Raw genomic sequence first — 16,353 nt, forward strand, 5'->3', positions numbered from 1 at the left:
ATCAATGCAAAGGCACCTTCAGCACCGAAGGCGCGTTGGCCGGCGAGCTGAAGGTCACCGCACCGCCCAGCTGGCTGATGCCCGCATAGCGCAGGTCCACGGTATCGACCACCAGGGTCAGCCGGCTGCCGGTCGGGAGGTTCCAGCTGCTGGCTTCCAGGCGAAGATCGATGGTTCTCGGCTGGCCGGGCGTGGCGCCGCGCAGGGTGTACGGCTTGTGGCTGATCAGCTGGCCGTTGCCCAGCATATCCTCCGCATACAGGTAGGCATACAGCGTGGTGTTGGCGCGCGTGGGCGTCACCGTCAACCGCACTTCCGGTGCGCCATCCAGGCGGCGTGCACTCCAGTAGATCGGGCCTTGCCAGACGCCTGCGGCGTTGCGGCCAACGAACGGCACATAGGCGCCGGGCGGCAGGTTGAACATCTGCAGCGCGCCGGACGCCATCACCACGCCGGAGTTGGCGGCAGTCAGCAGGCCGCTGCCGATCCGGTAGTTCCAACCGGTGCCGCCACCGCTCTCGGCCAGCCCTCCGGAGGGCAGCAGCAGCCCGGTCGGCGCGGTCAGCCCGTAGCTTACGGCGCCGGTAGAGGTGGCCTGCCAGTCCGGATAACGGCTCCAGCTGCCCTTCTGCGACTTCAACTGCACCGCCGGCTGGCGATCGATGCCATTGGCCACGCTCTTGAGGTAGTGGTCGAACCAGTCGCCCACCGTGGCATAGACCTCATTGGGAATGCCGAGCGCACCGAAGGCTTCGTTGAGGGCGTGGTCGCCGTGGCGCAGCTGCAACTGCTTGGGTCCCTTCAGGCGGGAGAAGAAGTCGACCAGCTGGCCCGGCGGGAACAGGCTGTCGTTGAAGGCGTTGGCGAGGAATACCGCGGGTTGGTTGGCATTGATCTCATCAAGGCTGCTGGCCGGGCTGCGCTGTGCCGCTACCGGCAGCAGCGAGTCCACCGCCCCCTGGTAGTTGCCGACCAGCACATTGCGGTTGATGGTGGCCAGCTCCGCTCCGGGGCGGCCAGTGGCCAGGCCCGCTGCCACCAGCAGGGCGATGCCCTGTGCGCTGGGCGTGTCATGGCTGTAGAGCGACGCCTGCAGGTCGGCCCAGCCGCTCAGCGCGGCAACGGCCTTGATGCGCGGATCGCGTGCCGCCGCCAGCAGGCTGGTGCCGGCCCCGTAGGAGATGCCAGAGACACCGATCCTGGCCGGATCGGCCCGGGTGTTGGCCAGCGCCCAGTCGATCAGGGCACTGACATCTTCGATCGTGGCGGGCCCGGCGATGTCGATGCTGCCGCCGGACTCCCAGAAGCCGCGCGAGCTGTAGCTGATGACCACATAGCCGCGCTGCGCCAGCGACTGAGCCACGCCCACGTACTCCACGCTGGGCACTGCCCAGCTGCTGGGCATCACCAGCAGCGGATAGCGGTCACTGCCGGCCTCCTGGGGTTCGATGACGAAGGCCCCGAGGGGCGTGCCATCCCAGCTGGGGATGGTGCGATGGGTGGTCTTGACCGTGGCCGCCAGGGCCGTGGGCGCCAGCCCGGTCAGCAGGATCAACAGCAGCAGAACCTTGCGCATCGTTGTCTCTCCCCGTCGGTGGTGGTGCAACGGATCGGACCGTACCAGTGCGAATGGTGGCTGGCACCTTGCGACGCAACATGCCGCAAAGCGCGCCTTGCTATGCTTCGAGGCACTGCGGGCCCTCCGCAGTCTCCCATCAAAGCAAGGACGCCCCCGATGCACAGGATGCTCGTCGCAGGCACGCTCTCCAGCGTCGCCTGCCTGTTCGCCCCTTCAGTGTTGGCGGAAGATGCCCCCGAACCGACCAACGACTGCGCGGAAATCGCGCGGCTGATGGCCAACGACGACTTTGCGGCACTCGACGCGATGGCCGCGCGTTTCCGCAAGGGCGAGCTCAACGCCGCCGGCCAATCCCGGCTCGGCCGTTTCTACATCTGCATGTCGCGTGCAATCGGCACGTCGCGGCAGGAGGTTCAAGTCTGGAACGACTGGTCTGCATGGGCGGCGCGCTGGGTTCAGCACGCGCCGAAGTCTGCGGCGGCCCACCTGATCACCGCACGGATTCCACTCAACCTGGCCTGGAGCTACCGCGGCAACGGTTACGCCAACACCGTCAACGCTGGAGACTGGGCACAGTTCCATGAGTACAACGCGGTTTCGCGGGCCTACCTGCAATCGCATGAGGATGTTGCCGGCGGCGACCCGTTCTGGCACGAAATGAACGTGCTGATCGCGCTGCGCGAAAGCGCGGATGACGACGAAATGCTGGCGCTCGTTGATCGCGCAGCGAAGGCCTTCCCCGACTACGAACCACTGCACCTCATTGCCATGGAGTACTTCACGCCGGCCTGGGGTGGCAGCGCGCAGAAGATGGAAGCCTTCGCGCGGCACTCGATGGCCAGTGCACCCAAGAAGAAGCGGGCCATGCGCTACGCACGGCTGTACTGGTCGGCCACCGAATATTCGCCCGATCACTTCCGCGCAGCGAAGCCCGATTGGCCGCTGATGCGCCAGGGGCTGGACGAAATCGCCCAGCAGTACCCGACCATCGACAACCTGGAATCGATCGTCCGCTATGCCTGCCTGGCACGCGACGGCGACGCACTGGTCCGCTGGAATCGTTTGTGGTTGAGCCGCGCCGGTTTCGACGAGGCGGCCATTGCGCACTCGACCGAGCAAAGCAAGGCCGCATGCCTGGCGCCGGACGAAGAACAGGAAACATTCCTGTAGCGCCCGCCGCCGCAGGCCCAGGGGCGCAGCTGGCAGGCCTGCCAGGCGCCTAGCACGCGCGCGTGTCATCCACGCGCCGCGTGATCTGACATATCACCAGTGCTTGCGCATGATCACAGCTTCGCCCTTTCGCCATTGACCACAAGGCGCCAGCTTGTGACGCTTATGACACCGCAGGGCTGATGGCCCAACAACGCGGCCAGGCTCCACCGCAATCCGCAGCATCCGTCTCCGCAGCATCTCCGCATGTCCTCGCCCCGGCCAGGTCGTGACGGGCGGCTGCGCCCTGAATCTTCTGCTGGAGAATCGAAATGCGCCTTGCAAGCTTTGTCTTTGCCTTGGTACTCAGTACTTTTGCCGGTGCTGCACAGGCCCAGGTGGTCACCCTCAACAAGGGCGGCTTCGTGCTGACCTACGACTGCAGCATCCACGGCGCCACCCGCTACGAGTACACGCTTACCGCCGATACCGGTTCGGCCGCACGGCCGTCCAGCTTCTACAAGGACCCGGACCTGCCGGCCGGTTGCCTGGGCCAGTCCAGCACCGCGTCCTACGCCAGCATCAGATCCGGCTATGACCGTGGCCATCTGGTCACGTCCAACCACATGGACTACGACGCGACCTACATCCGCCGCGCCAACTACATGACCAACATCGTCCCGCAGGTGTCCAGCTTCAACCAGGGCATCTGGGTGAAGGCCGAAAACGTGGCCGAGTGCTACCGCGATATCGCGCCGGTGGACGTCTACGGTGGCGTGGTCTACGGCGACGCCGCCAACGATTACTTCCTGGCCAGCCATGGCATCCCGACCCCGGAGTTCTTCTGGAAGACGATCATCACCCGTGACCCGAACACCGGAACCGCCAAGGCGATCAGCTGGATCATTCCCAACGAGGCCAACCTGGGCAGCCTGGACAACTACCTGGTGACGATTGCCGATCTGGAGGAGCTGCTGGGCGCCAGCTATGTGGCGATCAACGCACCGGCCTCGCTGAAGAACATGCTGCCGGCCAGCACCTGGCCACAGCCTGCAGGGTGTGACCTGGGCTGATCGGCGGGCAGAGGAACGTCACGATGCCTGTACGCGCAGCCATCGTGACGCCAGCACTCTGGCAACCAGGAACTGCACTGCGGCGCCGACGACGGGACGGGGAGCAGGCAGCTGCCGGCCAGCGTCACCGCGCCGGCGATGCCGGCACTGAAGAGGCGATGGTGCCGGGCCTGGGATCGCACTCGGTTCAAGGGGTATTCCCGTGCAGGCGCTGGGTGAGGTGGCCCGGCAGTCTAGCGTTCCTGTGGCCAGCGTGCCCTGCCCGTCCCGCTATGGGAAAATGGCGGGCGCCTTGCCCTTTTGGCTGTTCCCGGAGTAGTAGATGTCCCGTTTCCCCTTCGATGCCGTGCTGTTCGACTGCGACGGCGTACTGGTCGATTCCGAGCCGCTGGTCGCCCGCGTGCTCTCGGAAATGCTGACCGCACGCGGCTGGCCGCTGACCCCGGCGCAGGCCGGCGAGGTCTTCCTCGGCCAATCCGTGGCCCATCTGGCCGGGCTGATCGCAGAGCGCACCGGCAAGCCGTTCACCGAGGAATGGCTGGAGGAGTTCCGCCAGCAGCGCAACCGGGCGCTGGAACGGGATCTGGAGCCGATCCGGGGGGCGCCCGAGGCCGTGCGTGCGATCGCCGCAGCGACCGGTGGCCGCATTGCCTGCGCGTCCGGTGCCGACCTGATCAAGGTGAAACTGCAGCTGGGCAAGGTCGGCCTCCTCGATGCATTCGGCGACCACGTCTACAGCGGCCAGGACATGCCGAACACCAAGCCGCACCCGGACGTCTATCTGGCGGCCGCTGCCGCGCTGGGTGTGGATCCGAAGCGCTGCGCGGTCATTGAAGACACCGTGACCGGCGCGACCGCCGGCGTGGCGGCGGGTGCCACCGTGTTTGGCTTCAGCGAGGGCGGCCCGCACCACAGCACGCCGGAGGCCCTGCGCGCTGCGAGTGCGAAGGTGATCTTCCAGCGCATGGACCAGCTGCCGGCATTGCTGGCGGCCTACGCCGCCGACGCTGCCGCCTGAGGCGGCCTCAGCCTGCAGCGCCCAGCGTGGCGCTGCGGCGTTTCCCGGTGTAATGCAGCACGAACAGGTACAGGCCGGTGAACAGCTGCAGGAACAGCGGCGGCAGTGGCGAATAGGTGATCCACGCTGCCGGCTCGCCCTGCCCCAGCCCGCGAACGGCGAAATTGGCGATCACCGCCAGGGTGAAGACGATCGAGGTCCAGCGATGCACGGGCCGCGCCCAGCCACCCCGGCTCATTGACGGCGCCTCGCTTCGGATCGGGCTTCGATCATCTTCCAGCCATTGCCGGACGGGTCACGGAATCCGGCATCGATGGCGCCATAGCGTTCGACCGGCTCCTGGGTGAACTCGACGCCCTGTGCCAGCCATTGCGTATAGCGTGCCCGGCAGTCATCGACGGCCAGCACCAGCGGCGGCATTGCGCCTTTCGCCACCAGCTGCTGCAGTGCCTGCGCGGTGGCCGCGTCGTGTGTGGGCGGGCCCGGAACGAACAGCCCCAGCTGGAATCCGTCCTGGCCGGGGCTGCGTACCGTCAGCCAACGGTAGCTGCCATTGCGCACATCGGTGTGCACTTCGAAACCGAGCATGCCGACGTAGAACGCGAGCGCTTCATCCTGGTCGCGCACATAGAGGCCGACCGTGTTCACAGTGTTTGTCATGGGACCTCCCTCACGTGCGATCCACGTTAGCAACCGCCGCGCGCCGGCGCTTCTCCAAAACTGCCATGTTCAGGTCCGGTCGCTGCGCGGCACGTGCGTGGCACTCCGGCACGCAGGCCGGCGTCGCCTGGCCGGCCCGCTCATGCTCGCGCACGTTGCCCGGGCTGTCGCCGGTGATGTCACGGAAGATGCGGCCGAAGGTGCCCAGGCTGCTCCAGCCGGTCTGCGCGGCGATCTCGGTGACCGGCAGATCGGTGTCACGCAACATCGCCACGGCCCGTTCAATCCGTCGGCTCAGCAGGTAGCGATGCGGTGGCAGCCCGAAGGCCTGCTTGAACGAACGCGCGAAATGCGCCGCGGATACGGCACTCACTTCGGCCAGGCGGGCCACCGGCCAGTCCTCGTGGCTGGCATGGTCCATCCGGTCCTTGGCACGCAGCAGGCGTCGCAGCAGTTCAGGGCTCTGGTTCATGCCGCCACCGTGCGCGCCAGATGATGTCGCGCCGCATGCCTGGCCTGCGCGGCCTGCTCGCCCAGCCAGTCACCGAATGCAATGACCTTGGCGCTCCGGCTGCGCGCCGTCGGTGCCACGAACCAGAACCCACGCCCGTCGCTGGCCACACCGGGATGTGCCTGCACCAGGCGCCCGCTGTCCAGTTCGGCCTGGAACAGGATCGGCGAGCCGATGGCGATGCCCTGCCCGGCAATGGCAGCGCCGACATCCAGATGCTCCATCGCAAACGGGCTGACCAGGCTCTCCTCGGCCGGCGGCGGAATCGCGCCATGTGCGGAAAACCACAGTGCCCACCAGTCGGGCCTGCCGAGCAGCGGAACCTCCAAGGCCCGGCGCCCGAGCCCGTCTGCCGCCGGCAGCAGCGCTGGCGCGCACAACGGGGTGAAAATGCTGGGGAACAGGGGCGTGGCCTGCAGCCCGGGCCACTCGCCATGCCCATTGCGGATGGCAGCATCAAAATGCCCGGCGGCCAGGTCCTGCGGCTCTGCCGACAGGTCCAGTTCCAGCACGATGTTCCGATGGCGGCTGCGGAAACTGCCCAGCCGCGGTGTCAACCAGCTGGTGCCCAGCGTGGGCAATACGGACAGGCGCAGTCGCGCCGCATCCATGTCAGCGGCGCGCATGAAACTGGCACGAAGCGCGTCGAAGGCCCGGGTGGCCTCCTGCGCGACGCTGGCACCCGTCGCCGTCAGTTCTACGTGCTGTGCATGGCGCAGGAACAGGCAGGTGCCGGTCTGGGCCTCCAGCCGGCGCACGTGGTAACTCACCGATGCCGCGCTGGTGTCGAGCTCCTCGGCGGCACGGGCGAAACCGCCCAGCCGCGCCGCCGCTTCGAAGGCGCGGATGGCGGCAAGCGATGGAAGCTGGCGTTGGGTCACCATAAGTGTGGCTTAGCCTGAGCCCGGATATCTGCGTGGTCAATCCCCCTCGCACCCGCAACGATGGAGGCACTTCCGGCAAGGGGTCACGCACATGGATCGACGGCAGTTCCTGGCCACCTTGGCCGCAGTGGCAGCCTCAAGCGCCCTACCCTCGGGGCGGCCCCTGTCCAGCCACAGCGAAGACTGGAAATGGTTGCAGGGCAACTGGCGGGTCCGGCACCAACGCCTGAAGGAGCGCCTGGTGGATGACACCCGCTGGGAAGCCTTCAGCGGCGCCAGCGCGGTCTGGCTCACTCTGGGCGGGCTCGGCACCATCGATGACAACGTCATGGCGTTGCCTTCGGGCCCGTACAGAGGTCTGGGCGTGCGTGCCTTTGATCCGGTGTCTTCCACGTGGTCGATCTGGTGGATCGATGGGCGCAACCCTGCCCATATCGAAGCGCCCGTGCGCGGCGTCTTCGAAGGCGATGGCGGCAGCTTCCGTGGTCGTGATCACTTCAAGGGACGCCCCATCGACGTCTGGTTCCGCTGGCATGACATCCATGGCGAGGAGCCATGGTGGGAGCAGGCGTTCTCCGACGATGCCGGCGCGCACTGGGAAGTGAACTGGCGCAACTGGTTCCGCCGCACTGCGGCAGCCCCCTCTCCGCTTCCGAAGCTGGCAGATGCACCGCGCGATTTCGATTTCCTGGTGGGCCATTGGAACGTGCGCCATCGTCGCCTGCGTGCTCGGCTGGCAGGCAGTGATGCGTGGGACGCGTTCAACGGCACCCTGCACAACTGGCCGGTACTGGGAGGATTCGGCAACGTAGGCGACAACCTGATGGACGTGCCGGGAGCACCGCTGCGCGGCATGGGTATCCGCGCCTGGAACGCCGCTGAGCGGCATTGGCTGAGCTGGTGGCTGGATGGCCGGGAGCCGACCCGGATCGGCGCGCCGCTGCGCGGTGGTTTCGAGGCCGGCGTCGGCCGCTTCTTCGGCGAAGACCAGCACGACGGTCGATCAATCCAGACGCGGGTGATCTGGTCACGCATTACCCCGCGCTCGGCGCGCTGGGAACAGGCGGCATCGACCGATGGCGGGCGCGGCTGGGAAACCAACTGGGTCAGCGACTTCGAGCGGCAGGCATGAAAGCGCGGCTGGCCGTGATGCTGCTGGTTGCTGCGTCGCCCCACGCGACTCCCTCAAGCGTGCTGCAGATCGTCGGCTCCGCTGAACGCTTTGCGCCGGGCGTTGCATCCACGCAGTACGACGAGATTCGACTGACCCTGAGCCCGGACGGAAACACCGCGCTGTGGTTCAGCCGCAACCGTCCCGGCGGTCCGGGCGGGTATGACATTTGGGTCTCCCGCCACGATGGGCAGCGCTGGCGGCCGGCGACGCCGGTCTCGTTCAACACGCCGGGACGAGACTTCGATCCCGCCTTTTCTGCCGATGGCCGCACGGTGTATTTCTGTTCGGATCGAGCAGGCGGCCAGGGCGGCGACGATCTGTACCGGGTCAGCATTGGACGTGACGGTCGATTCGGCGAACCGGAGAATCTGGGCCCCGCGGTGAACAGCGCGGCCGACGAGTTCGCGCCGATGCTCTCGCCGGACGGTCGTACGCTGTTGTTCTCCAGCGATCGCGCGGGCGGTGCCGGCGGCCATGACCTCTACAGCGCCACGATGATCGGCGGCGTGGCGCAGCTGGCGCGGCCGCTGGCGGGTGGCATCAATACCGCCGCACAGGAGTTCGATGCCACGTTCCTCGGCAACGGCCAAACGGTGGTGTTTGCCCGCGCCCTGGACTTCGCCACTGCACCGGTCCGCCAGTTCATTGCCTACGAGCGTGGAGGCCGTTATGACGCGGGCCATGCATTGCCCTCCCCGGTGAACGAAGCCTCCGGCGACAGCTACGGTGCGATGCTGGATGGCTCGCAACCTGACACTTTGACCTATTCGGCGCGGCGCGCAGACGGTGCGGGGTTGGACCTGTACCGCATCCACTACCGTTCGGGCGAACCATGATCCGCACTCAACGCTGCGCCGGCAGTTCCAGACGATGCTTGCGGCACAGCCGGTACACGGTCACCCGCGAGATCTGCATCTGCCGTGCGCACTCGGAGACGTTGTAGCCGGTCTGGCGCAGGGTCTGCAGCAGCACATCGCGCTCGGCCTGGCCGCGGGCATCCTGCAGCATCGCGCCCGGCGGCGCATGCTCGGCCCCACCCAGTTCAAGGTCACGCTCGCTGATCAGCTCGCCTTCGGCCATGATCGCCGCCCGCTGCACTCGGTTGAGCAGTTCACGCACGTTGCCGGGCCAACCGAAGCGCCGCATCGCCTGCAGCGCAGCGGGCGCAAAGCCACGTGCACGCACGCTGTGGCGCAGGCGGAAGCAGCGCAGGAAGTGCTCGGCCAGCCGCTGCACATCGGCGCCACGCTCGCGCAAGGGCGGCATCAGCAGGCGCAGCACATTGAGCCGATAGTAAAGATCGCTGCGGAACCGCCCCTGCGCCACCGCGTGCTCCAGTTCGACGTGGGTGGCCGCGAGTACGCGCACGTCGGCCCGCAGCGGCTGGCTGCTGCCGACGCGCTCGAAGGTGCCTTCCTGCAGCACGCGCAGCAGGCTGGTCTGCGCCTCCGCCGGCAGGTCGCCCACCTCGTCGAGGAACACGGTGCCGCCGTGTGCGGCTTCGAATACGCCTATCTGGCGCTTGTCGGCGCCGGTGAACGAGCCGCGCTCGTGGCCGAACAGCTCCGACTGCACCAGGCTGGCCGGAATGGCACCGCAGTTGACCGCGATGAACGGCTTGCCCGCACGGCCGGACAACGCATGCAGCGCGTGAGCCGCCAGCTCCTTGCCGGTGCCGGTTTCGCCGGTGACCAGCACCGGCAGTTCGACCGGCGCGAACTTGTGCAGCACGCTGCGCACCGCATGCAACGCAGGACTCTCGCCGATCAGTGTGCGCGGCCCCTGGCCGGCGCATACCTCGCTGGCAGAAGGATCATCCGCGTCGAACTGCTGGCGCATCGCAGCCACCAGGTCCTGCAGGCCGAAAGGCAGCGTGAACCGCGAGATGCAGCGCTGCAGCAAGGGCAGCCACGCTGCCGGCGTGGGCCCCGCGCCGGGTGGCAGCACCGCAATCCAGGGCAGATGCACGTGCTGTTCGATCCATGGCGCCAGCAACTGCAGCGCGGGCGTATCCAGATGGCGAAGATCCAGCACAGCGACCAGCCGATCACGCCCGCGCAGCCCGATCGCCATCGCCGGGTCGGGATGGATGCGGCGCACGTACCAGCCTGCGGCCGCCAGCGCGCTGCGCTCGTTCGCCAGCGGCTCGCCGAACCAGAGCACGCAACGTGATGTAGAAGCCTCCGGGACCGCCGCCATGCTTCCCCCAGCATCCGGACACCGTCGGCGGACTGTCAGGCAATCGCCGGCGTGCCGCCCTCCGCCGGGACCCTCTACGGCCACCGCAGCGGCCTTTGATGGGCGGATCCTAGCGCTGCGCTAAACGGCGGCGCAATGAGCGCCGCGTCAAGAGACCACCGGCTGAAGCGGCATCGTTACAGTCCGCGACGGCACCTGTAACACCCGTGTGACAGTCGGGCGCCCGCCTTGCCCTGCGGCGCGTGGTACAGCGCGATCCCAACATTTTTCCGACGCCGCTGTAACAGCGCGGCAGCAGCCCCCTGCGCCTGCCAGCGCCTGACGCCAAGGCAGCCAAGACTTGCAGGGTTGGCACGGTTGATGCGTGCTTCCGCCGCACCCACCACGGGAGATCGGCATGGACGGCATCACCCCCATTCGCGGCCTGCTGGCAACGCTGGCTGTGGCCCTGCTGTCGGTTGGCGCGAGCGCCTCTGCCTCCGGTGCACGCCAGGGCGTGAAGGCTCAACCGGGCGAAATCGTCCTGTTGCGTGATGTGTCCGCACGCCCGGCCTATCGCATGGCGCCGCCCGGCATGGCGCTGATCGCCGACCCGAAACCCCAGCGCGAGATCGCGGCGGCCCTCGGTGCGGGTGCCCCGGCAAACGGGATGGACGAGCTGAGCGATGAGGACTACGCAGACATGGGGGCAGGTCAGGCCGCCACGGCCACCGCACCCGCAGGCACTACGGTCGAACGTGTGACGCAGCAGGCATTGGGCGGTACGCTCGGCCGCAACGGTGACGGCATGGTCGGCAGCAGTCTCGGTGGCGCCATGAGCGGGCCGCTCAGCGCGGTCGGCAACAGTACCCGCGGCATCGGCGAGACCGTGCGCGGCGCGCTCGGCCAGTTCCCGCTGCAGGGCATGGCCCCGGCAGGTGGCAAGTGAGGCGGGCGCACTGGCTGCTGCTGATCCTGCCTGCCACGCCGTTGATCGCGCAGGCCGATGACTATAGCGGCATGCTCGCCTACCTCGACGTTGCCCGCATCGACGGCCATGCACTGGCCGGCGCGAACGGCGCCATCGCGGTCAACCAGGCGGCCGGCGACCTCAATCTGCAGGCCAACCTGCGCGGCATCGCCACGGGCGAACATGCCGACGTCTCGATCGCCAACCGACAACTGCGCGGTGGCAACCGCGTGCTGGGTGCGCCGATGCACGCCACCGCCGTCATCGATGGCAAGGCGCTGGCGGGTGCCAGCGGCATCGCATCCATCAACCAGGCCAGCGGCATCGCCAACACGACGCTCAACGTCGTCAGCGCGACGCTGGCCCGACAGGGCATACGCGAAACCGACGATACGGCCTTGGCCGCCGAGGGTTCCGCGTTGGCAGGGGGGCGGGACGACGCCGGTCGCGGCGTCGCGACGGGCACCCGCAGCGCCGGCGTCACCAGCACCGCGCTGCGGGGATTCGACGGGGTCCTGCAACTCAATCAGATCGCGGGCAGCGGCAATGACACGGCCAATGTACTGGGCCTGGTCGTGCAGGACCGCCCGTGACAACCACCCAACCGATGCACCACCTGATGAGAGAGAGGGCACCATGAAAGCGACCGTCAAACGGACCATGCTCGCCATGGCGATTGCCACTGCCTCGACCGCCGCTGCGGCCAATGGCTGGGACAACCAGAACGCCAACGCGAACATCAACCACACCCACACCGTCAGCGAAACCCGCAACGACACCCACAATCACACCGACAACGACGTGCGCAACCGCACCGTCAACGTCAATGTGCAGAAGCACAGCACCATCCAGGCCGACGAACGCAAGGAAAAGAACAACCACGGCGTCGACGTGAACCTGGAGAAGGACCTGCGACTGAGCACCGACATCAATTTCTCCGGCGACCCGAACATCACCGGCGACATCGACCTCGACTCGGCGGCCATTGCCGTGATCGACAACCGCCAGTCGATCAGCAACAACGCCACCAGCAACAGCCTGGTCACCAACAGTGCCTCCATCGGTGACAGCGTGGGCGCAGGTGCCTCCGGCAACCTCGGCTTCAACGTGGTATCGGGCGACAACAACGCCCAGGACAATGCCGCGTCATTGTCCGCTGCCGATGCGTCCTTCAGCTTCGGCATGGCCGACGCCGAGGTGTTCGTCAACCAGGCCGGCTTCGGCAACGCGACGATGAACTCCGGCGTCACCAATGCCGCAGGTCTCGGTGGCAATGCCTTCGGCGGTGCGTCAGGCAACATCGGCGTCAACATTGCGTCGGGCAACAACAACGAGCAGAAGAACGCGCTGGCGGCCTCGGTCGCGACCACCGCGGTGGCGCAGTCGAGCATCAGCTCCAACCAGGTCTCCACCGGCAACACGGTCAGCAACGCCGGCTTCGTGCAGTCCTACACCGATACCGTGCAGGTCGGCATGCGTGGCGGCGTCAGCGGGCTGACCCTGGCCTATGGCGCCGGCACCTACCGCGGTACCGGCAACGCCTACCAGATGGCCAACTACTATCTGGATACCTGGAGTGGGGAGCTGCCACACCCGGGTGGCAGCAGCACCGGCCATATCGATCTGGACGACGAAATCCAGAACGCCACGATGAACCCCAACCGGCCGGGGGTGGGTGGCCTGGGCTTCGATACGCGTGAGAGTGGCACCAGCCAGTTCGTCGAACTGGGCGTGGCCGACCTGTATGCCAGCCTCAGCGGCACGGTCAGCACCACGCGCTGGGTGAACGTCAACGCGACCAACACCTCAGCCTTGTCGGGCAGCGCCTTCTCCGGCGCCTCGGGCAACATCGGCGTGAACGTGGCCGCGGGCACCGGCAACCTGCAGGCCAACAGCCTGGCCCTGGCAGTCGCCCAGCCCAGCACCGGCGGCGGTGGTGGCAGCGGCGAGTAAGCGCAACACCCCGGCCGTCCGCCAACGGCCGGGTTCCCGGGAGCTCCTGTTCCTCCTCCCCCTTGGGACAGGAGCTCCCCCTTGCTGCCGGAGAATGCGATGTTCGGCCACCGTCTCTCGATACGCCTGCTGGCCTGCCTGCTGTTGCTGGGCGGCGCGTCCGCGCGGGCGGGCGACGTCGGCTTCGCCGGCGTACTGCCCAATGGCGCGCTGCTGCAGCAGAAGGTGGAGAGCATGCAGGAACGGCGCTACCGCAACGTGGTACGCCAGCACACCGATTACAGCTGCGGAGCGGCCGCACTGGCGACCGTCCTGCGCCATGCCTACCACCTGGACACCGACGAGGCGACGGTGATCGAAGGGATGATGGGGGTGTCCGACCCGGCGCTGGTGGCCGAGCGTGGCTTCTCGCTGCTCGATATCAAGCGCTACGTGGAATCGCTGGGCATGCGCGGGCGCGGCTATCGCATCGATGAGGCCCGCCTGCGCACGCTTCGGGTTCCGGGTCTTGTGCTGATGGACGTGCGCGGCTTCCGCCACTTCGTGGTGCTCAAGCAGGTGCGCGACGGTGTGGTCGAGGTGGCTGACCCCATCCTTGGCAACCGCAGCCTGGCGCTGCCTGAATTCCTCGCTGCGTGGCCATCGCGTGCCGTATTCGTGGTGATCGGCAGTGATTTCGATCGCAACACAGTCCTGCTGCAACCCAGCGAACGGCCCAGTGCCCGCGCGCTCTACGCGCGACAGGGGCCGATCACCGATGCCGAACTGGTCGATTTCGGCTTCAGCCACGCCGACCTGTTCTGAAGGAGGTTCCGCCATGTTCCGCCACCGTCTGTTGATGCTCCTGCTGCTGGCGAGCCCCGCCCTGCCCCTGCAGGCGGCGGATGCTGCGCCGGGACGCGGCCTGAAGGAAATTCCGGATCCCGAACTGAACCTGATGCGCGGCCGCTACACCGTGGGCGGCAATTCCGTCGCGTGGTTCGGGGTGACGATGGTCTCGCAGTGGCAGGCCGGCAACGGAAACGTATTGCAGGGTGCGTTGACTCTGGGCATGGACTTCCGCGGCGGCGGCAGCCCGAAACTGAGCTTCCAGCCCAGCGTGCACGTGACTGCCGCAGATGCGCCGCTGCCGGACACGCAGGGCCGCCATATCGACAGCACCGGCCTGGCCAACGCCAATGGCCTGGTGCAGAGCGTGCAGGTGGCCGGCGATGGCAACGTTGCCCGCAATTCGACCACGCTGGTGGTGCGCAACGGCACGGTGCCGGGCCTGTCGGACGACGGTGCGCATTCGCTCAGTGCGCAGGGTGCAGGCGTCTCGGCCTCCGCAGTGCTGGACGGCAACCAGACGCGCCTGCAGCTGCAGGTGGAGGGCCAGGGCATGGTCCAGCAATGGATACGTAACGGCAGCGTCGGCCAGGGCATCGCCCTGGCCGGTGACGGCCAGATCGCCAGCAACCAGCTGCGGCTGGAACTGGTGCGGGATACCGCGGGCGGCAACCTGCCGTTGAGCCAGAACGTGGCCCAGGCGATTGCGATGAACCGCGGCATGGGGCCGGGCCGCTAGCACCACGGCACGGCGTTGGGGGAAGTGTTCCACAACGCAGGACACGAACATGCACACCTTGATGAGGATCACCCCGTTGGCGCTGGCGGCGCTGGCGGGCACCGCCTTCGCCGCGCCGCCAGCGGCGGACGATGGCGCCGACGTGCAGGCACTGGCCAGCCAGCTGGAGCAGCTCAAATCCAACTATGCACAGGAAGTGCGGCGGCTGCGCGAACTGGACATGCAGGTGCAGGCGATGCAGGCGCGATTGAGTGGACGCACCGGGCCCACCGGGCCGGCAACGGCGGCGGCAACGGGCGCCGCAGTCGAGCATGGCTCGACGTTACAGACGTCGCAGGGTAGCGAGAGCTACGCCAGTACGGCGGCCGAGGCACAGCAGGCGAAGCAGGAATCGCGGCGCAGCGTGGATGATGTGAAACAACAGCAGTCGGCGCTGTTCTCGCGCCGCTTCACCGTCGAGAACAGCCTCACCTACGCCCGCTACGACCGCAAGCAGCTCACCCTCAATGGTTTCCTGGCGCTGGACGCGATCTTCCTCGGCAACATCGCCATCGAGAACGTTGAATCCGATTCGCTCACCTACAACCTGGCCGCACGTTGGGGTGTCAGCCCGAACCTGACGCTCAACCTGGACGTGCCTTACCTGGCGCGGCGCACCGTCTACCAGAAGGGCGGCGCGGGCGGTGCGGCGGCCGCGATCGCGCAGGAAGAAACCAATGGCAACGGGCTGGGCGATATCGGCTTGAGTGCGAACTACCGCTTGTTCGGCGAACGCGGCTGGCGCCCGGAAACGGTGCTCACCGCCGGAGTCACCGCCCCTACCGGGCGCGCACCCTACGGTCTGGACTGGAAGGTGATCGAGCGCGACGACGATGACTACATCCGCTTCGCCGTACCCAGGGAACAGCCCACCGGCAATGGCGTGTGGCAGGCCAATGTGGGCCTGTCGATGGTCAAGACCGCCGATCCGGCAATCCTGTTCGCCAACGTTGGCTATGTGCATTCGTTCCCGCGTGGTTTCAGTGATATCGACAGCAACCCCGACACGGTCAACCCGGGTGACGTGAAGCTCGGCGGCGCGGTCTACTTCGGCGCTGGCGTGGCCTTTGCGTTCAACGAGCGCACCAGCCTCAGCCTGTCCTTCAGCGACCGCATCAGCGCCCGCGCTTCCACCCGTTTCCAAGGTGGGAAGTGGATGAAAGTGATCGGCAGCGACGCCAACGCGGCATCACTGAATCTGGGCGTGACCTACGCGCTCAACCAGCACACCACACTGGTGACCCTGCTCGGCATCGGGCTGACCCCGGATGCACCGGACTTCACTCTCGCCTTCAAGATCCCGTACATGTTGTAGAGACAGCGCCAGGCACGGCCCTGCGCCCCCGGGCAGGGCCTGGATTCATCTTCCGGCACCACAGCGGTCCCTGCCCGCTGCTATATTCAGCCCAGCTCGGCAGGCATGGTGCCTGCCCTCGAATCACAGGGAGTTGGACATGGGTCTGGTACAGGCGGTGAAGGGTGCGGTCGGTGGTGTGCTGGCCGACCAGTGGAAGGACTTCTACACCGTGCCCGCGGGCCTGCCCTCGACGGCGGCCCTGTTCGCGGCGGGGGGGGGGGGGCCCCCCCCCCCCGCCGGC

The 16,353-nt window shown here is 67.3% G+C and carries 17 protein-coding genes; 11 read left to right on the plus strand and 6 right to left on the minus strand.

Features of this window, described 5'->3' with window-relative positions:
- Window position 1: 1 nt before the first annotated feature.
- Window positions 2-1,576, minus strand: coding sequence for a S15 peptidase family protein (locus ACM0PY_RS11365; RefSeq protein WP_414609321.1), 1,575 nt, complete (start codon window positions 1,574-1,576; stop codon window positions 2-4).
- A 159-nt stretch (window positions 1,577-1,735) separates the two neighbouring features.
- Here ACM0PY_RS11365 and ACM0PY_RS11370 point away from each other — a divergent pair, with 159 nt between their 5' ends.
- The 3 genes from ACM0PY_RS11370 (at window position 1,736) to ACM0PY_RS11380 (ending at window position 4,819) form a co-directional block, all read left to right on the plus strand.
- Entirely contained in the window at window positions 1,736-2,749 is a 1,014-nt protein-coding gene (locus ACM0PY_RS11370; protein WP_134970783.1) for a DUF4034 domain-containing protein, read from the plus strand.
- Between the two features lie 311 nt (window positions 2,750-3,060).
- Window positions 3,061-3,801: a DNA/RNA non-specific endonuclease gene (locus tag ACM0PY_RS11375; RefSeq protein ID WP_180884337.1), complete on the plus strand. Its 741-nt coding sequence runs from the start codon at window positions 3,061-3,063 to the stop codon at window positions 3,799-3,801.
- Between the two features lie 322 nt (window positions 3,802-4,123).
- Complete coding sequence (locus ACM0PY_RS11380) at window positions 4,124-4,819, plus strand: HAD family hydrolase (protein WP_134970787.1); 696 nt, start codon at window positions 4,124-4,126, stop codon at window positions 4,817-4,819.
- Between the two features lie 7 nt (window positions 4,820-4,826).
- On the opposite strand, the gene ACM0PY_RS11385 is transcribed toward ACM0PY_RS11380, so the two are convergent.
- From ACM0PY_RS11385 to ACM0PY_RS11400, 4 genes are read right to left on the minus strand one after another with little or no spacing between them, the layout of a single operon-like run.
- Window positions 4,827-5,057, minus strand: a complete 231-nt coding sequence (locus ACM0PY_RS11385; RefSeq protein ID WP_065186427.1) for a hypothetical protein — start codon at window positions 5,055-5,057, stop codon at window positions 4,827-4,829.
- Window positions 5,054-5,479, minus strand: coding sequence for a VOC family protein (locus tag ACM0PY_RS11390; protein WP_134970789.1), 426 nt, complete (start codon window positions 5,477-5,479; stop codon window positions 5,054-5,056). Before ACM0PY_RS11390 ends, ACM0PY_RS11385 begins: the two co-directional genes overlap by 4 nt.
- Before the next feature lie 10 nt (window positions 5,480-5,489).
- On the minus strand, window positions 5,490-5,951 hold the full coding sequence (locus tag ACM0PY_RS11395; RefSeq protein ID WP_180884336.1) for a helix-turn-helix domain-containing protein: 462 nt from the start codon (window positions 5,949-5,951) through the stop codon (window positions 5,490-5,492).
- Window positions 5,948-6,874, minus strand: coding sequence for a LysR substrate-binding domain-containing protein (locus tag ACM0PY_RS11400; protein WP_134970793.1), 927 nt, complete (start codon window positions 6,872-6,874; stop codon window positions 5,948-5,950). The genes ACM0PY_RS11395 and ACM0PY_RS11400 overlap by 4 nt, the downstream gene beginning before the upstream one ends.
- A gap of 91 nt (window positions 6,875-6,965) precedes the next feature.
- Here ACM0PY_RS11400 and ACM0PY_RS11405 point away from each other — a divergent pair, with 91 nt between their 5' ends.
- A complete protein-coding gene (locus ACM0PY_RS11405; RefSeq protein ID WP_180884334.1) occupies window positions 6,966-8,006 on the plus strand; it encodes a hypothetical protein in 1,041 nt (346 codons plus the stop codon).
- Entirely contained in the window at window positions 8,003-8,884 is an 882-nt protein-coding gene (locus ACM0PY_RS11410; protein ID WP_134970797.1) for a TolB family protein, read from the plus strand. The genes ACM0PY_RS11405 and ACM0PY_RS11410 overlap by 4 nt, the downstream gene beginning before the upstream one ends.
- A 7-nt stretch (window positions 8,885-8,891) precedes the next feature.
- Here ACM0PY_RS11410 and ACM0PY_RS11415 read toward each other — a convergent pair whose 3' ends face one another.
- Window positions 8,892-10,247 (minus strand): sigma-54 interaction domain-containing protein, encoded by a 1,356-nt coding sequence (locus ACM0PY_RS11415; RefSeq protein WP_414609322.1) that lies wholly within the window; start codon window positions 10,245-10,247, stop codon window positions 8,892-8,894.
- Window positions 10,248-10,644: 397 nt separating this feature from the next.
- On the opposite strand from ACM0PY_RS11415, the gene ACM0PY_RS11420 reads away from it, so the two are divergent.
- From ACM0PY_RS11420 to ACM0PY_RS11445, 6 genes are all read left to right on the plus strand, one after another.
- Entirely contained in the window at window positions 10,645-11,175 is a 531-nt protein-coding gene (locus tag ACM0PY_RS11420; RefSeq protein WP_134970798.1) for a FapA family amyloid fibril periplasmic chaperone, read from the plus strand.
- The gene (locus ACM0PY_RS11425; RefSeq protein ID WP_134967799.1) at window positions 11,172-11,789 is read left to right on the plus strand and encodes a FapB/FapC family functional amyloid domain-containing protein; all 618 of its coding nucleotides are present in this window, start codon (window positions 11,172-11,174) and stop codon (window positions 11,787-11,789) included. The genes ACM0PY_RS11420 and ACM0PY_RS11425 overlap by 4 nt, the downstream gene beginning before the upstream one ends.
- A gap of 43 nt (window positions 11,790-11,832) precedes the next feature.
- Window positions 11,833-13,149 carry a FapB/FapC family functional amyloid domain-containing protein gene (locus ACM0PY_RS11430; protein WP_180884332.1) on the plus strand — a complete coding sequence of 439 codons (1,317 nt, stop codon included), beginning with the start codon at window positions 11,833-11,835 and terminating at the stop codon, window positions 13,147-13,149.
- Window positions 13,150-13,248: 99 nt separating this feature from the next.
- Window positions 13,249-13,953: a C39 family peptidase gene (locus ACM0PY_RS11435; protein WP_134970826.1), complete on the plus strand. Its 705-nt coding sequence runs from the start codon at window positions 13,249-13,251 to the stop codon at window positions 13,951-13,953.
- 13 nt (window positions 13,954-13,966) lie between these two features.
- Complete coding sequence (locus ACM0PY_RS11440; RefSeq protein ID WP_180884331.1) at window positions 13,967-14,716, plus strand: hypothetical protein; 750 nt, start codon at window positions 13,967-13,969, stop codon at window positions 14,714-14,716.
- Window positions 14,717-14,765: 49 nt separating this feature from the next.
- Window positions 14,766-16,070, plus strand: coding sequence for a transporter (locus tag ACM0PY_RS11445; RefSeq protein WP_134970802.1), 1,305 nt, complete (start codon window positions 14,766-14,768; stop codon window positions 16,068-16,070).
- Window positions 16,071-16,353 lie beyond the last annotated feature (283 nt).

This window comes from Stenotrophomonas sp. BR163 (assembly GCF_047520985.2).
Taxonomy (GTDB): Bacteria; Pseudomonadota; Gammaproteobacteria; order Xanthomonadales; family Xanthomonadaceae; genus Stenotrophomonas; species Stenotrophomonas sepilia.

Coding starts and splice junctions, on each gene's coding strand:
- ACM0PY_RS11365 (WP_414609321.1), bottom strand. CDS start 1,576: ATGCGCAAGGTTCTGCTGCTGTTGATCCTGCTGACCGGGCTGGCGCCC.
- ACM0PY_RS11370 (WP_134970783.1), top strand. CDS start 1,736: ATGCACAGGATGCTCGTCGCAGGCACGCTCTCCAGCGTCGCCTGCCTG.
- ACM0PY_RS11375 (WP_180884337.1), top strand. CDS start 3,061: ATGCGCCTTGCAAGCTTTGTCTTTGCCTTGGTACTCAGTACTTTTGCC.
- ACM0PY_RS11380 (WP_134970787.1), top strand. CDS start 4,124: ATGTCCCGTTTCCCCTTCGATGCCGTGCTGTTCGACTGCGACGGCGTA.
- ACM0PY_RS11385 (WP_065186427.1), bottom strand. CDS start 5,057: ATGAGCCGGGGTGGCTGGGCGCGGCCCGTGCATCGCTGGACCTCGATC.
- ACM0PY_RS11390 (WP_134970789.1), bottom strand. CDS start 5,479: ATGACAAACACTGTGAACACGGTCGGCCTCTATGTGCGCGACCAGGAT.
- ACM0PY_RS11395 (WP_180884336.1), bottom strand. CDS start 5,951: ATGAACCAGAGCCCTGAACTGCTGCGACGCCTGCTGCGTGCCAAGGAC.
- ACM0PY_RS11400 (WP_134970793.1), bottom strand. CDS start 6,874: ATGGTGACCCAACGCCAGCTTCCATCGCTTGCCGCCATCCGCGCCTTC.
- ACM0PY_RS11405 (WP_180884334.1), top strand. CDS start 6,966: ATGGATCGACGGCAGTTCCTGGCCACCTTGGCCGCAGTGGCAGCCTCA.
- ACM0PY_RS11410 (WP_134970797.1), top strand. CDS start 8,003: ATGAAAGCGCGGCTGGCCGTGATGCTGCTGGTTGCTGCGTCGCCCCAC.
- ACM0PY_RS11415 (WP_414609322.1), bottom strand. CDS start 10,247: ATGGCGGCGGTCCCGGAGGCTTCTACATCACGTTGCGTGCTCTGGTTC.
- ACM0PY_RS11420 (WP_134970798.1), top strand. CDS start 10,645: ATGGACGGCATCACCCCCATTCGCGGCCTGCTGGCAACGCTGGCTGTG.
- ACM0PY_RS11430 (WP_180884332.1), top strand. CDS start 11,833: ATGAAAGCGACCGTCAAACGGACCATGCTCGCCATGGCGATTGCCACT.
- ACM0PY_RS11435 (WP_134970826.1), top strand. CDS start 13,249: ATGTTCGGCCACCGTCTCTCGATACGCCTGCTGGCCTGCCTGCTGTTG.
- ACM0PY_RS11440 (WP_180884331.1), top strand. CDS start 13,967: ATGTTCCGCCACCGTCTGTTGATGCTCCTGCTGCTGGCGAGCCCCGCC.
- ACM0PY_RS11445 (WP_134970802.1), top strand. CDS start 14,766: ATGCACACCTTGATGAGGATCACCCCGTTGGCGCTGGCGGCGCTGGCG.